General features: G+C 27.8%; 12 protein-coding genes. 4 read left to right on the top strand and 8 right to left on the bottom strand.

All coding sequences use genetic code 11. The features are described from left to right. Positions 1-11: 11 nt before the first annotated feature. The 3 genes from Ccar_RS08825 to Ccar_RS08815 form a co-directional block, all read right to left on the bottom strand. Positions 12-242 carry a FeoA family protein gene (locus tag Ccar_RS08825; RefSeq protein WP_007062438.1) on the bottom strand — a complete coding sequence of 77 codons (231 nt, stop codon included), beginning with the start codon at positions 240-242 and terminating at the stop codon, positions 12-14. Between the two features lie 123 nt (positions 243-365). Next, a complete protein-coding gene (locus Ccar_RS08820; protein ID WP_007062439.1) occupies positions 366-1229 on the bottom strand; it encodes a TerC/Alx family metal homeostasis membrane protein in 864 nt (287 codons plus the stop codon). A 402-nt stretch (positions 1230-1631) separates the two neighbouring features. After that, a complete protein-coding gene (locus Ccar_RS08815) occupies positions 1632-2126 on the bottom strand; it encodes a prolyl-tRNA synthetase associated domain-containing protein (protein WP_007064653.1) in 495 nt (164 codons plus the stop codon). A gap of 393 nt (positions 2127-2519) precedes the next feature. Between Ccar_RS08815 and Ccar_RS08810 the strand changes: the two genes are divergently transcribed. Further along, complete coding sequence (locus Ccar_RS08810; RefSeq protein WP_007064654.1) at positions 2520-3380, top strand: MBL fold metallo-hydrolase; 861 nt, start codon at positions 2520-2522, stop codon at positions 3378-3380. Between the two features lie 87 nt (positions 3381-3467). On the opposite strand, the gene Ccar_RS08805 is transcribed toward Ccar_RS08810, so the two are convergent. From Ccar_RS08805 to Ccar_RS08790, 4 genes are all read right to left on the bottom strand, one after another. Beyond that, positions 3468-5453, bottom strand: a complete 1986-nt coding sequence (locus tag Ccar_RS08805) for a methyl-accepting chemotaxis protein (protein WP_048030033.1) — start codon at positions 5451-5453, stop codon at positions 3468-3470. Positions 5454-5863: 410 nt separating this feature from the next. Continuing rightward, the gene (locus Ccar_RS08800) at positions 5864-6595 is read right to left on the bottom strand and encodes a hypothetical protein (RefSeq protein ID WP_007062938.1); all 732 of its coding nucleotides are present in this window, start codon (positions 6593-6595) and stop codon (positions 5864-5866) included. A gap of 174 nt (positions 6596-6769) precedes the next feature. Continuing rightward, positions 6770-8110 (bottom strand): sensor histidine kinase, encoded by a 1341-nt coding sequence (locus Ccar_RS08795; RefSeq protein ID WP_048030031.1) that lies wholly within the window; start codon positions 8108-8110, stop codon positions 6770-6772. Positions 8111-8112: 2 nt separating this feature from the next. Then, a complete protein-coding gene (locus Ccar_RS08790) occupies positions 8113-8829 on the bottom strand; it encodes a LytR/AlgR family response regulator transcription factor (protein WP_007062941.1) in 717 nt (238 codons plus the stop codon). A 292-nt stretch (positions 8830-9121) separates the two neighbouring features. Here Ccar_RS08790 and Ccar_RS08785 point away from each other — a divergent pair, with 292 nt between their 5' ends. Beyond that, the gene (locus Ccar_RS08785) at positions 9122-10513 is read left to right on the top strand and encodes a methyl-accepting chemotaxis protein (protein WP_007064659.1); all 1392 of its coding nucleotides are present in this window, start codon (positions 9122-9124) and stop codon (positions 10511-10513) included. A gap of 347 nt (positions 10514-10860) precedes the next feature. Beyond that, the gene (locus tag Ccar_RS08780; protein WP_007062944.1) at positions 10861-11682 is read left to right on the top strand and encodes a nitroreductase family protein; all 822 of its coding nucleotides are present in this window, start codon (positions 10861-10863) and stop codon (positions 11680-11682) included. A gap of 103 nt (positions 11683-11785) precedes the next feature. On the opposite strand, the gene Ccar_RS08775 is transcribed toward Ccar_RS08780, so the two are convergent. Further along, on the bottom strand, positions 11786-12334 hold the full coding sequence (locus Ccar_RS08775) for a PadR family transcriptional regulator (protein ID WP_007062945.1): 549 nt from the start codon (positions 12332-12334) through the stop codon (positions 11786-11788). Positions 12335-12520: 186 nt separating this feature from the next. Here Ccar_RS08775 and Ccar_RS08770 point away from each other — a divergent pair, with 186 nt between their 5' ends. Further along, entirely contained in the window at positions 12521-14470 is a 1950-nt protein-coding gene (locus Ccar_RS08770) for an oxidoreductase (protein ID WP_007062946.1), read from the top strand. The last annotated feature ends 62 nt before the right edge of the window (positions 14471-14532 follow it).

Genomic DNA, 14532 nt, shown 5'->3' with positions numbered 1-14532 from the left:
CTCCTAAAACATTACAATTTGGAACTTTTTATAAATATATTTTTTGCATCTTTTTTACGTATTGCTAAATTAAATCCTCTTAAGTTTATTACTATAGGGTCACCAAATGGGGCAGAAGCCTTTAAAGCAACTTCAGTTCCTTCTATGCATCCTAAAGCAAGAAGTCTTTTTATTAATTTTTCATTTCCACATATACTTTCTATTAAAGCTGTTTCTCCAAGTTTTAAATCACAAATGCTCATTATTACCACCTCGTAATGAAAATCATTATCATTTATTATATTATAATAATAACATCATTTATAAGTAGTGTCAACATTAAATAGAAAAATATATAGAAGTGTGGCTAAAAAGCCACACTCAGTTTATTGAGATATATCTTTTGAATTTTCATAGGATAATGATACTTTTTCTTTTTTAGGCATAAATATTGAAAATATAATGCTTATAGCTAATAGGGCAAATATAGTTATTAGAGATACTACAACTGAAATATCAATATGGAAGAATCCAGCTGAAAGTTTTATACCTGTAAATATAAGTATACAAGCAACTCCATATTTTACATAAGCAAATTTGTTGTGAAGTTTTTCTAGTAAGAAATACATACTTCTAAGTCCTAATATTGCAAATATATTAGAGGTATACACTATAAAAGGATCTGTAGTTATTGAGAATACAGCAGGTATTGAATCTATTGCAAATAATATATCGGACCCTTCTATAAGTATAAGTACTGCAAAAAGTGGAGTGGCGTAAAGAATTTTATTTTTTCTTGTAAAGAATTTTTCTCCTTCTAATTTATCGGAAACAGGTATTATTTTGTGCAAAAGCTTTAAAATTTTGTTATCTTTAAAGTTTTGCCTTTCTTTTTTCTCAAATATCATTTTAAAGCCACTTATCATAAGTAATAAGCCAAATACATACAATACCCAGTGAAATTCATTAACAATTCTTACTCCTAAAATTACAAATATAAATCTTAAAATTATGGCTCCAGCTATACCATAAGTTAGAATTCTTTTTTGATATTGAGGCTTTATTCCGAAGCTTTCAAATATAAGCAAAAATAAAAATAAATTGTCTAAACTCAAGCTTTGTTCAATTACATAACCTCCTAAAAAGGATAGGGCTTTTTCCTGACCCATGAAGAAATAAACTCCAATATTAAATAATAAGGCAACTCCAACCCAGAATAGGATATGCTGTAGTGATTTTCTTGTTGACATAAGATAAATACCTCCTTAATTTGAATATAGATAATTATGAGAATAAAAGAAAAAGACTTTTAACATAAACTACGTCAAAATAGTATTATGTTAAAAGTCTCATTACCATAAACAGGTTTACAAAGCCAGATATAAATCGAATTGTTGACTTTATAATTTAAATTACTCCCTTTTAACTAGTTAATATTAACTTCTTGATGAAATATTAACATAAAAGCTAACCTCATGTCAAGTTAAAAAATAATATTTATAATAATATTTTTAAATACTAAAAGAAGTAATTAATACTGTTAATTATAAATAAATAAGGATAAAATGAACTTTAGCTTCTGTATTTTAAACGCAGAAGCTAAAGTTATAAAAATATTGGAAAGATTTGCTTTACAAAAATAAAACTACAATTTAAATTTTTATGTATGAAAATTCATTTCCACACCAATGAACAAATTTTTCTAAATCCTTAAGGGATAAAACAATAGTTGCAGTGTTAACATTAGGGTGAACAGCTATTTTCTGGGATTTTGCTAAATCACTGTCTATAATGAGTTTTACCTTCTTGTCAGTATTATTTATTAATCCCATAGGAGTAACAGAGCCTCGCATCAAACCTAGGTTATTATATAGTCTTTCTTCTGATCCAAAACTTAAAGGGGTGCTGCCTATATCTTTAGAAAGTTTTTTTAAATCAACGGTTTTAGATTCCTCTACTACTACAAGATAATGAATATCACCTTTTCTATTGCGAAGAAATAGATTTTTACAACCAGCTCCATCAAAAACAAGATTTTTTTCCTTAATTTCTTCAATGGTATAAACGGCATCATGCTCATATCTTGTATATTCTATATTAAGTCCGTCTAATGCAGCATACAATTTTTTTTCATTTTCTGTAACCATTTATCTTCACCCTCCATATCAATTTACTATTTTGTGATAATTATACACTATTATAAATCATTTAAGTTATAAGTGTATAATTGATGCTTTTATTAACAAAAAATTCATAATAAAATATTATAAAAATTTGTTTGATGATTTTTTAGCTTAGAATAAAATTGAATTCATTTTTTGGTACTTCAAATTCTGTTAAAGTTATTGAAAATGATTACGACAATAGTTATGTTGGTTGGTTTATATATTATTCATTATTATGAAATACTTAACAATTTAAATAAAATATTACAAAAATAAATGGCGGCAATACAACAGGTTTCAGCAGCAGTAGAGGAACTTAATTCTACAACAGCAACTTTAAAAGAATTTGCTGAAAAAATGTAATGAGGTGATCAAGTGAAAATAACTACTTTAATAGAAAACACTGAAGATGAAAGTAAAAATTTGAAGTATGAACACGGACTTTCAATGTTTATTCAAATGGATAACTGTAACATTTTGTTTGATACAGGAAAAAGTGGAGATTTTATAGAAAATGCTGAAAAACTGGATGTAGATATTAAAACTACAGATGTTTTAGTTTTAAGCCATGCTCATTATGATCATTGTGGTGGAGTTAAAAGATTGTTGGAAAATTATGATATAAAACCTAAGCTTATTATAAGTGAGCATTTTTTTGAAAAAAGCAACAAATATCACTATTCTGATGGAAAGCTTAAAATTGATTTTTCAAATGGGGTAGGTTATAAATATATAGGAATAAACTTTGATGAACAATATATCAAAAGTAAAAAGGTACCTATCAATTTTGTCAAAGATGATTTATTAAAGATAAATGATAATGCTTTTGTAATTTCAAATTTTAATAGACACTATTCTTTTGAAAAAATCAATGAAAATATGAAGATTAAAATTAATGATAAATATGAAATCGATAATTTTGAGGATGAAATAGCTTTATGTCTTAAGACAGAAAAAGGACTTATTGTTATACTTGGATGTGCTCATCCTGGTTTTTTAAATATGATAAATACAATTACTGAAAAGACTGGAGAAAAGGTAATAGGTATAATAGGTGGAACACACCTTATTGAAGCAGATGATGAGAGAATAGAGAAGTCAATTAAATATTTGAATTCTTTGGATATAAATATTTTAGGATTATCTCATTGCACTGGTGAAAAGGCTGTAAAAATGTTTAATGAGGAATGTAAAGGAAGTTTTATAAATAGAACGGGAACAGTACTAGATCTATAGGTAATATGTAAAAAAGCTATGAAATTGGGGTATTTATCCTATATTTCATAGCTTTTTTTATTTAAAATTAATCATATAGAGTTTCTGCTAGTCAATTTTAAATTTAGAAATTTCGTTTGACAATAGTATTGAAAGATCTTCTAGCTCCTTTGAAGCAGTTTTAAGCTCTAAAAACATCTTTTCTTGATCATTTACTATTTCTTCAGTAGATGACGTATTGGCAGCAGCTTCTTCACTTATTGAAGAAACATTTGAAATAGCTTTATGAATATTTATATTTTCATTTAGCAGTTTCTTTGCAATTTCAGATACATCAGAACTGACATTTTTTATTTTTTCAATTTTATTGGCTATTTTAGAGAATACATCTGAAATAGTTTCCATAGAGCTTGTACCTGATTCCATATAATTTATACTGTCTTTCATAGTTGATGAAGCTTCTAATATTTGTTTTTGTATTTCAGATATTTCTCTAGATATTTCTTCAGTTGAGGTAGAAGATTGTTCAGCTAATTTTCTAATTTCTTCTGCCACTACAGAAAAACCTTTACCATGCTCGCCAGCTCTTGCAGCTTCAATACTGGCATTTAGAGCTAATAAATTTGTTTGATCTGATATAGAGCTTATTGAAGTTGTTATATTTTCAATGTTTTTAGATCCATCAGAAAGTTTTGTTATAACTTTACTAGAATTTAATATACTATTTTTCATATTGTCTAATAAGTCCATTGTAGAATTTAAATTGTGGGAACCATCAGATACATTGTTCTTGGCCTCTAATATCATGGCGTCAATATTTACACTTATATCTACTAGACTTTTTGATTGCTTTTCCATGTCACCAATATATTTGGTAACGTTTGAAATTTCAGAAGCAGCTACTTTAGAACCTGAAGCTAAATCTGTAATGTTTTCTTGAATACATTTAGCGCTTTCAGCAACTTTAAAGCCAATTTCTTTATAATTTTTAGAAGATGATGAAACAATGTTTGAAACATTTCTTAACTTTAATACGATGTCCTTTAAATTTTTTACCATTTTATTAAAAGTAGCATTAAATGTTCCTAATTCATCTGGGGTTTCGGGTAAATAGTTAACTAGGTATCCATCAGCTACTCTTTCAGCAGCTGTAGATACATTTAATAATCTGTTAAAAAAGTATTTTGTCAAAAAAGTTAGTATTATAATTAATAAAATTATTGAAATAATTGCTAGAATACTAGTTGAATATAATAAGGAGTTTATGCCACTAATATATTCATTAGTAGGTACTTCTAGAAACATGTACCAATCGGTTCCATCAACGTGTGATGAAAAAAGCATTTTTGTTTCAGTATTATCTTTAAATTCTCCAGAAAAACTATTTTGAGAAACAGCTTGTTTAACTAAACTTGCATATTGACTGTTGGAGCTTTTTAGAAAGTTACTAGTATTAATTAGTTTATTGTCTGGATGGAATAATACAGTACCATCTTTATTAAGTATATACACTTTATCTGTTTTTCCTAAATGAAAATTAGTAGTTTCTTTAAACACTGTAGAAACAAGGCAAGCACCGCTTACAACACCAATAACATTATTAGTTCCTGTATCTTTTACGGGACATTCCATAGATATAATCCAATCAGAAGGGCTTTGTTTGGCACTAAATGGATTTGATATAACTGATTTACCCTGCATCACTAAAGAAAAAGTGCTTTCAGAACTTATATCAATTACAGTTCCATTTTGTAAAATTAGCTTTCCGCTTGTATCACCAATACCTAAAGTATTATAAATTCCATTATAATTTTTTTGTTCACGCTGAAAGTAAGGTAGTATTTTATCATAATTCATACTTGATACCAATTCTGTATTTGCAATTACCTGCATTTGTGATAATCTTGAATTTACCCAAGAAGACAAGTCTTGAGCATGAATAGTAACTGTCTGTTTGCCAGAGCTTTCCATAGAATTTAAAATTGATTTTTTTGAATTGTTATAACAAATAACGGTAAGAATACTTATTATTAAAATAAAAATAAAAGATATTATACAAATTGCCTTAAGTTGTAGTGAATTTCGCTTTTTCATAAAATTCCTCCAAATTCAAATGATGTTTTCATTTAGTGTATTTGTAACTTAAATTAGTGCTGGTAATTTGTAAGAATATAGGGAATAATGTTTTTATTACGAATATTTTAACACCAAAAATGAGCATGGTCAATATATTGTTAATTGTGTAATGTACATTTGCATGAGAACAGTTAAAAAAATGTTAAATGTTTATTATAAATTTTATTAATATTTTAGAAAAGTAATAGAAAAATAAACAAATTTATATATGAGATCCATATAGATATGTAAATGTGGCAAGAATAATTTTCTTGCCACAAGTATTTTTATAGATATATAAAATTCAAAAATAACATTGTATGAACAGCTGTTATTATAATATTAGTAAAAAATTTTTATGATTAAATTATAATAAAATATTTAAGAAACTAAGAATTCTTATTGTTAGCATTAGTATTCACTGGCTTATTTGAGTCAGTTACAACGTCAGTTTTTTTTATGTTAATGTTAGTTGAAACTTCTTTTTTAGTATCAGTTGAAGCTTCTTTTATAGTATCAATTGAGATATTGTCTTTATTATCAGTTGAACGATCATTCTTTTTAATCTTTTCAAGCTGTTTCTTATATTCATTAATGGCTTTTGCAACCAGTTTTGTACTTTTTCTTGACTCTTTAAGTTCATTTGAAGTATAGGACAATGCCCTTTGTGCTACATCCATTTTACCTCTAAGCATTGCATCCTTGTATACTGCATACGCAACTTTACCAATTTTCATATGAGATGAAGCTGAAGTCAAACCATACATAACATCTTTATTTAGTACTTGATTGCCTTCATCGTTTTCAACTTTAGTTTTTTCACTATTTTCTGATTCCTTTTTAGGTTTAATATTTTCCACATCAGAGTTTTGTAGTACTTTTTGAGCTTTTTCTGCCATTTCTTTTTCTTCAATGTCTTGCAAACTTTTTTCAAGTTCTTTTATTTTTGAAGCTTTTTCTTCTTTAGAGATATTACTCTTTTCAACATCATTTATTTGCTTTTGAATTTGTGATTTTTGCTTTTCAAAAGGACTATTTTGTTTGTTAGTGGTATTACTCTTATTTAATAGTGCACTTGCTGTATTCTTATTAATTACATTAGATACTCCACTAATTTTCATATGAATAACTTCCTTTCCTTAATTAGATATTTAATTTAGGCATATACTTAAAAGTACACCTATAGATAGTATCGGTAGGAAAATAGGGGAAATAACGTTAGTGTTGTAAATAATATGTTTAATTGTAGTGAATGGTACATTTATGGTTGATTTTAATATGCATTATAAAAATTGTTAAATTTGCAGCATAATGTTTAAAGTAAATAAATTTTTACTAATTTCAATATAAGTAGTGCCTAAGTATTTATTTGCAGTATTTTTAATACTTAAAAGTCCTAAACCGTGATTTGAAGCATCATCTTTACTTGTGTTAAGTTTATTTTCACTTAAATATCCTACAATACTATTTTTTATTTCAAATATAATAAACGATTTATTTAATATGCTTCTTATGTGTATAAATTTTAATATATTTTTTTGTGTAATTTTATCACAGGCTTCTATTGCATTGTCTAAAGCATTTGCAAGCAATACACACAAATCAAATGGATCAATTTTAGAGTTATTTGGTATTTTTACATTGCATTTAAATTCTATATTCTTGTTTATGCAAATATTGTACTTTTCACTTATAACGGCGTCAGCAAAGGGGTTTCCTGTATTTACTTTTAAATTAAGGCATTCTACAGACTTGGTGATTTTTTTAAGGTACTTTTCTGCACTTTTTATATCATTATTATCCATTAGATTTTTAATGCAAATTAAATGATTATTTAAATCATGTCTAAATACTTTCGTATTTTCAAACTGTTTTTGTAAGTTTTTATAATGTTTTGATTGTATATCAAATTGATGTTTTAATAACAATTCTTTTTCATTAAGTTTATTTTCTTTAAGAAGTTTATCTAAAATTATTATAATAGATAATGAGCAAATTAGAGCCATGGAAGATAAAACTATCATTTTAATATTACCAAATAAAGAATTAAATCCTGTACCATTAGTAATGTAGTAAATCTTAAAATATTCACATAGTATAATTACTATAAATATATTGGGAATAGTAAAAAGCAATCCATATTTTATGGTACCAGAAGCTTCATATGAAAAAAAATGTTTTGTTATAAAATTTATTATAAAAATAAAAAGCAAAGTTGAACAAATTACAGATGATTGATTTATTAACATTCTTATAAGATTAGTTTTATAAGGTGAATTTCCTATATTAATATAGGAGGATACATAAATTAAGGGTATTGTTGTATATTGAACAAGTTCTCCAAGACAAGTGTAAATTATTATTGATATAAATTTTTTGAAATATGTTCCCTTACAAAAAATTAGGGATAAAATAAAGGCATATATTGATATAAGTATCCATTCATAAATTCCGTCTATATTTAACATCCTTGCAGTAAGCGAAGGTACGTTTACGGTTACAGCCATTGTTAAAATTATGTATAACTTATTTATTTTAAAGCCTAAAAATCTCTTGAATAATATGTAAAGCATGATAACATTTGCTGTAGAATTTATAATTCCAACTAGTTTTTCTATTATAGTAATATCGAACATATTTACACCTGACCTTTTTTTAAATAAATTAGAAATGCTTTTGAAAAGTCATCATATCTACTTTGAGATAGCAGTATCTTTTCATTATTATCAAGTGTTATGGTTGATTTATCAAACTTCATTACATATTTTAAATTAACTATATAGCTTCTGTGACATCTAAAAAAATCACTACTTGGAATTTTTTCTTCTATATTTGAAATTTTATCATAATATTCTATACTTCCATTAGTTGTATGTATAATTACAATTCTATTTTGCATTTCGAAGAAGTATATACTATTTAATAATACTTTAATGGCTCGTCTGCTTTTTGTAATTACTATATACAAATCGTCATTTTTTTCTTTATTAAATGATCTTAAAACTTTATTTGTAACTTTTAATATCTTTTCTTTAGATACAGGTTTCATTAGATAATGAAATGCTGATACATCAAAAGCTTGAAATACATATTCTTTAAAGGATGTTATAAAAATGATTTTGGAATTATTTTTATTTTCTCTTAGTTTTTTAGCTACATCTATTCCTGAAAGCTTATGCATTTTTACATCTAGAAAAATAATATCAAAATAACTTTTGCAAGAAAGTAGTTCTTCACCACTAGTAAATTCTTCAACTTCAAAAACAAAATCCATATTTTCTAATGCGCTTTTCAGTTTATTTATAATGTCAAGCCTTTGAAGTATTTCATCATCACAAACTGCAATTTTAAACATGCACATCATCCCTTCTAAACATACAAATACATTATACCAGAGAATGATAGTAATGTTTAAAAATAATGTAAAAAAGTTGACTTAAGATTTTTTGAACAAGAATTGACAAATAAAACTTTTTTCTACAAATTACAGCAAATATATGACAAATGTTAATTAAATATGTTATAATTTGTTCTTGGTGAAGAATGAATAAAATTATGCAAGTTAGTGCAAACATGTAAAATTTAAAGGTTAGTACATTGAATTTTATATATTAAACAATATTAAATAAAAGTTAGGGGGACTATTTTTGTTTAAAAAATTATTAAAAAACACAGAAGAGAAAAAAAGTGAATATTTAAGTAATGCAGAGTACATTCATAAGGATGTACTTATAAAGCTATTTTCTGATGTAATACAGGGAAAACCAAGAAAATTAACTTTAGATGATGTAAAATGCAGTGATGTAGTAGACAAATGGAATGAGGTTATAGATGTATTATGTAGTTCAAGGAGAAAATCAGTTCTTGAAGTAAATGATTTACTACAAAAGGTAACTAGAATGGATTCTGTTAGGGATATTATTAAAAGTGTTGATACACAAACGGAAGCATTACATTCCATGTCAGCAAATAGTGAAGAATTAGCAGCATCTATTGAGGAAGTTTCTAATATGTCTCAGAAAATGTCACAATACTCAAGTGATACAAAACAAGTATCTGAAGCGGGGGTATCAAGTGTATCTGAATCTATTGAATTTGTAAAAAAGTCATTTGAGGATATTGAGATTATAAATAATAAAATGCAAATGGTTAAAGAAAAAACTCATAAGATAAATGAAATAATTGATATTGTAAAAGGTATTGCAGATCAAACAGGTTTATTGGCATTAAATGCTTCCATTGAAGCAGCAAGAGCAGGGGAGCATGGTAAAGGCTTTGCTGTTGTTGCAAACGAAGTTAAAAAACTTGCTGAACACACTACAAATTCGGTTTTAGATATACAAAACAATGTTTCCGCTCTACAAAATGATATAGATTCATCGGTTAATAAAATTGAACAAACATCTAAACAATTGGATTCAGGTAAACAATTAGTTAATAATTCATTGGATTCAATTAACTTAATTGACCATTCCATAGATACTGTTAATGAAACAGTTGATCAGGTTACAGCAAATACAGAAGAACAAACTGCAGTGACTCAATCCTTTACTAGCAGTATTATGGAATTATCACAACATGCTGATTATATAGATAACGGTTGTGTTGGAATGGGAAAAACTATATATGACTTAAGTAAAAAGATAGATTCCATTAGATTAGACATGATTGAAGATAGATTTTGTTTAACAGATTGTGATATGATAAATGTTTATGAAACTGATCACTTACTTTGGAGATGGAAAGTATATAATATGTTTCTTGGTAATGAAAAAGTAAATATTAATGTTGTAGGAGACTATAAGGGATGTAGGCTTGGAAAGTGGTATTATGGTATAGGGTGTGATAAGTTTAGAGATAATAAAGCTTTTATAGAATTAGAAAAACCTCATATAGAATTGCATGATGCAGCAAAAGAGGCTGTTATTGCATATGAGAGAGGGGACATAAAGTTGGCAGAACAATGTCTTGAAAAAATGGACATGTGTTCTAAGAAAGTGTTTACTTTAATGGGTGGAATAAAAAAATTATTATCTTAAAAGTTTGACATGTAAAAAGTTTGTAGAAAATAATTATGTATGTAAAATGGCTATTGCGTTAACTTAAAGTAATAGCTATTTTTTTATACAACATTATTTTTTATGAAATGTTTTTAAATGTAATTTTTTGGAATTGTATTATGGTATAAGAAAAAAAGAAAGATTGAGGGAATCTTAGGATATAGCTTATTTAAAAATGACGATTGCGCTCAATTAGTTAGATTTACATTATATAAAAATATAAACAATTGGGCACAATTTAATATAAAGTGATATAATCATAACATAGAAAAAATAATATAGGTTATATATGGAACATATAAGCGAATTAAGGGGAGGATAATTATATGATGAATGTTAATACAGAAAAATGTATAGGTTGTGGTGAATGTATTAAAGATTGTTTTATAAGAGATATTGAAATGGTTAATGGAAAGGCTAAAATTAATAATAAAACTTGTATAAAGTGTGGACATTGTATAGCTATATGTCCTAAAAATGCTGTATCAACAGATGAATATGATATGAAGGAAGTAAAGGAATTTACTAAAGAAGAATTTTTAATAGATCCAGATAATTTATTAAATTTTATTAAGTTTAGAAGGACTGTAAGGCAATTTAAAGATAAAGAAGTTGAAATGGAGAAAATAAATAAAATTATAGAAGCAGGTAGATTTACGCAAACAGCAAGTAATATGCAGGATGTGTCTTATATAGTTGTTAGAGAAAAAATTGAAGAACTTAAAGAATTAGTATTTGAAGGTTTAAAAAATAAAGGTCAAAATATTTTAGATAATTTAAATTCTGATAATATAATGTTCAAAAGATATGCAATAATGTGGCTAAATATGTATGATGCTTATAAAAAAGATCCTAAACAAAATGACAGTCTATTTTTTAATGCACCTTTAGTAATAATAGTTACAGCAAGGTTACCATTTAATGGAGCTTTAGCAGCTTCTAATATGGAACTTGTAACAGATGCATTAGGACTTGGAACACTATTTAGTGGATTTTTCTTAATGGCTGCAAAGGACAATAAAGAAATTAATGATTTACTTGGAATAAAAAAGGGAACAGAAATTGCAGCATGTATGATAATAGGGTATCCAGATGTTAAATATTTGAGAACTGTACCAAGGAAAGCTGTAGATGTAACATGGACATAAGATTAAAGTATTATTTTAAATAATAATAAGCATGCACTACCATTAATAATTGTAAAGGTAATGCATTTTTGGTAAAAGTCAGTTAAAGTGTATGATAATTTAACTATACTTCATTTCTATTTTTACAATAATTGATACAATTTTCCAACCATTTAATAGTAGATTCTTCTCGTATAATAGCCCCATCTAGAACAATAAAATCTCCAAAATCATCACTATCAACAGGTGGAACAATATCATACCGTTCCTTTTGAGAGTATAAAAATGAAAGCCTTTCATGGTGTTGGAGTAATTGGTGTTCCAACAAACTTATTCTGGTATTTACATCTAAATTGCTTGAAAAATACATTCTAAGTCGGAAAATATTTTTAGGTGTCTGCTCCATAGGTTCATCCTTATTAAGCCATTTCAAAAATTCTTTTTTACCTTTTTCTGTAATAGTATAAACTTTTTTTTCTAATACGTCTCCGCTAACTTCAATGGCATAAACTAAAAGTTTTTCATCCACTAATTTTTTTAATTCTGGATATATTTGGCTGTGTCTTGCATTCCAAAACTCAGCTAATTGAAAATTAAATTCCTTTCCTATATCATAACCAGTTATAGGTTTTCTATTTACTAATCCTAAAATTGCATATTTAAGAGTTCTCATAAAAATCCACCTTCCTATTTTGCATATAACATTATAACATGGTTTTCATAATTATATAAGTGCAAATATATAAATTTAAACATATAAGAATTGACATGTTTAGTACTGGATGATAATATTAACATATAATCAATTATTCAACAAAAAATAATTCTTGAAAAATAAATTAATAAGGGGAGTAAAATCATGGAAAGAAAGTATCCAAACTTATGTAAACCAATTAAAATTGGGAATGTTAATTTTAGAAACAGAATGTTTTCTGCTCCTATGGGGGGAACAGATATTACAGCTGACTGCACTATTGGGCCTGCATCTACAGCTTTTTATGAATTAAGAGCTAAGGGTGGTGCTGCTTCAGTCACTGTCAGCGAATGTGTGGTACATCCAGAAACAGAAGGTTCTCATATGTTTCATCTGGATTTGCAAACAGTAGGTTCACTTGCAAGCTTTACATATACTGCAGATGCTATTCGTCGTCATGGTGCAATTGCCAGTGTAGAATTATCCCATTCAGGACAATATGCTGGAACTTATTTAACTGACAAGAATAAAAAGCAAGGACTTGCTCAATGGGGACCAAGTGCTGGAGTTCGTCCAGATGGTCGTGAAGTAAAAGAACTTACTCAAGAGCTTATAGATGACATAGTAGCAGCTTATGGAAATTGTGCTGGGTTAGCTAAAAGAGCAGGCTTTGAAATGATCATGATCCATGGTGGACATGGATGGTTGATTAATCAGTTCTTGTCTCCTTATTTTAATCATAGAACAGATAAGTATGGTGGTTCTTTAGAGAATAGAGTACGTTTTGCACAAGAAGTTCTTGATAGTGTCCGTAAAGCAGTTGGACCTGGTTTCCCAATAGAGTTTAGAATGAGTGGTTCTGAATTATTTGAAGGTGGCTATGATCTTGATGGAGGTGTTGAAATTGCTAAATTAATAGAATCAAGAGTAGATTTACTTCATGTATCTGCAGGAACTTACCAAAGAGGATTTGGGATAACACATCCATCTATGTTTGTACCACATGGTTGTAATGTTTATCTTGCAGCAGAAATTAAAAAACATGTAAGTGTGCCAGTTGCAACACTTGGTGGATTAAATGATCCAGCTCAGATGGAAGAAATCATAGCTAGTGGTAAGGCAGATGTAGTTGAAATGGCTCGTGCACTTTTAGCTGATCATGAACTTCCAAGAAAGGTTATGGCAAATAAAGATGAGGACATTGTGAAATGTTTAAGATGTTTTACATGTATGGCAGAACGTGCTATGACATCTACAAGACGTTGTACAGTTAACCCATTAATTGGACGTGAATTAGGTGGAACAGAAATTATTCCTTCAGCAACTCCTCGTAAAGTTTTAGTAGCAGGTGGCGGACCAGGTGGACTTAAAGCTGCTATTACAGCTGCAAAACGTGGACATAAGGTAATTCTTTGTGAAAAGTCTAATGAGTTAGGTGGAATACTTAAGGGAGAACAAGCAATTCCATTTAAGTATGAGATGTATGAATTAGGCGTTACCCTTGGAAAATTAGCAAAAGATGCAGGTGTTGAAATTCGATTAAATACAGCTGTTACAAAAGAGTATGTAGAAAAGGAAAATGTTGATGCACTAATTATTGCAGTTGGTTCTGAACCGCTTGTACCTCCAATTCCAGGTTTGAAAGGTGATAACGTAGTAGTTGTAAATGACTATTATAAGGAGAAGGACAAGGTAAGCAATGAAGTAGTAGTACTTGGAGGAGGTCTTGCAGGCTGTGAAGCAGCAATACATCTTGCACGAGAAGGTAAGAATGTACATTTAGTAGAAATGAGATCAGAACTTGCTCCAGATGCAAATATAAGACATCGACCAATTTTATTATCTGAAATAGAAAAGAACAATATTCATGTTCATACAGAATATAAGGGATTAAGAGTAACAGAAAAAGGTGTTATGTGTGCTGATAAAGCTGGTGAAGAACAGCTTGTTCCAGGTACTACAGTAATATGTGCACTTGGACAGAAAGCAAGAAGAAATGTAGTAGAAGAATTAGTTGATTGTGCGCCTTATGTAGCACAAATTGGAGATTGTGTAAAAGCTTCTACTATAATAACTGCAGTATATCAAGGATATCATGCTGCACTTGATATTTAATCATTAAATAAAAAATATTTTTGGGTAACTTAAAATTAAAGCTTCAGGCTGGATTCTTTATG

It is taken from the genome of Clostridium carboxidivorans P7 (genome assembly GCF_001038625.1).
Lineage (GTDB): Bacteria > Bacillota > Clostridia > Clostridiales > Clostridiaceae > Clostridium_AM > Clostridium_AM carboxidivorans.
The sequence above is the reverse complement of the archived record's forward strand: the minus strand, read 5'-3'. Positions and strand labels throughout refer to the sequence as shown.

Excerpts from the sequence above, each read along its gene's own strand:
- Ccar_RS08815 (WP_007064653.1), bottom strand. The coding sequence starts at position 2,126 with ATGGTTACAGAAAATGAAAAAAAATTGTATGCTGCATTAGACGGACTT.
- Ccar_RS08780 (WP_007062944.1), top strand. The coding sequence starts at position 10,861 with ATGATGAATGTTAATACAGAAAAATGTATAGGTTGTGGTGAATGTATT.
- Ccar_RS08770 (WP_007062946.1), top strand. The coding sequence starts at position 12,521 with ATGGAAAGAAAGTATCCAAACTTATGTAAACCAATTAAAATTGGGAAT.
- Ccar_RS08775 (WP_007062945.1), bottom strand. The coding sequence starts at position 12,334 with ATGAGAACTCTTAAATATGCAATTTTAGGATTAGTAAATAGAAAACCT.
- Ccar_RS08795 (WP_048030031.1), bottom strand. The coding sequence starts at position 8,110 with ATGTTCGATATTACTATAATAGAAAAACTAGTTGGAATTATAAATTCT.
- Ccar_RS08790 (WP_007062941.1), bottom strand. The coding sequence starts at position 8,829 with ATGTTTAAAATTGCAGTTTGTGATGATGAAATACTTCAAAGGCTTGAC.
- Ccar_RS08820 (WP_007062439.1), bottom strand. The coding sequence starts at position 1,229 with ATGTCAACAAGAAAATCACTACAGCATATCCTATTCTGGGTTGGAGTT.
- Ccar_RS08825 (WP_007062438.1), bottom strand. The coding sequence starts at position 242 with ATGAGCATTTGTGATTTAAAACTTGGAGAAACAGCTTTAATAGAAAGT.
- Ccar_RS08805 (WP_048030033.1), bottom strand. The coding sequence starts at position 5,453 with ATGAAAAAGCGAAATTCACTACAACTTAAGGCAATTTGTATAATATCT.
- Ccar_RS08800 (WP_007062938.1), bottom strand. The coding sequence starts at position 6,595 with ATGAAAATTAGTGGAGTATCTAATGTAATTAATAAGAATACAGCAAGT.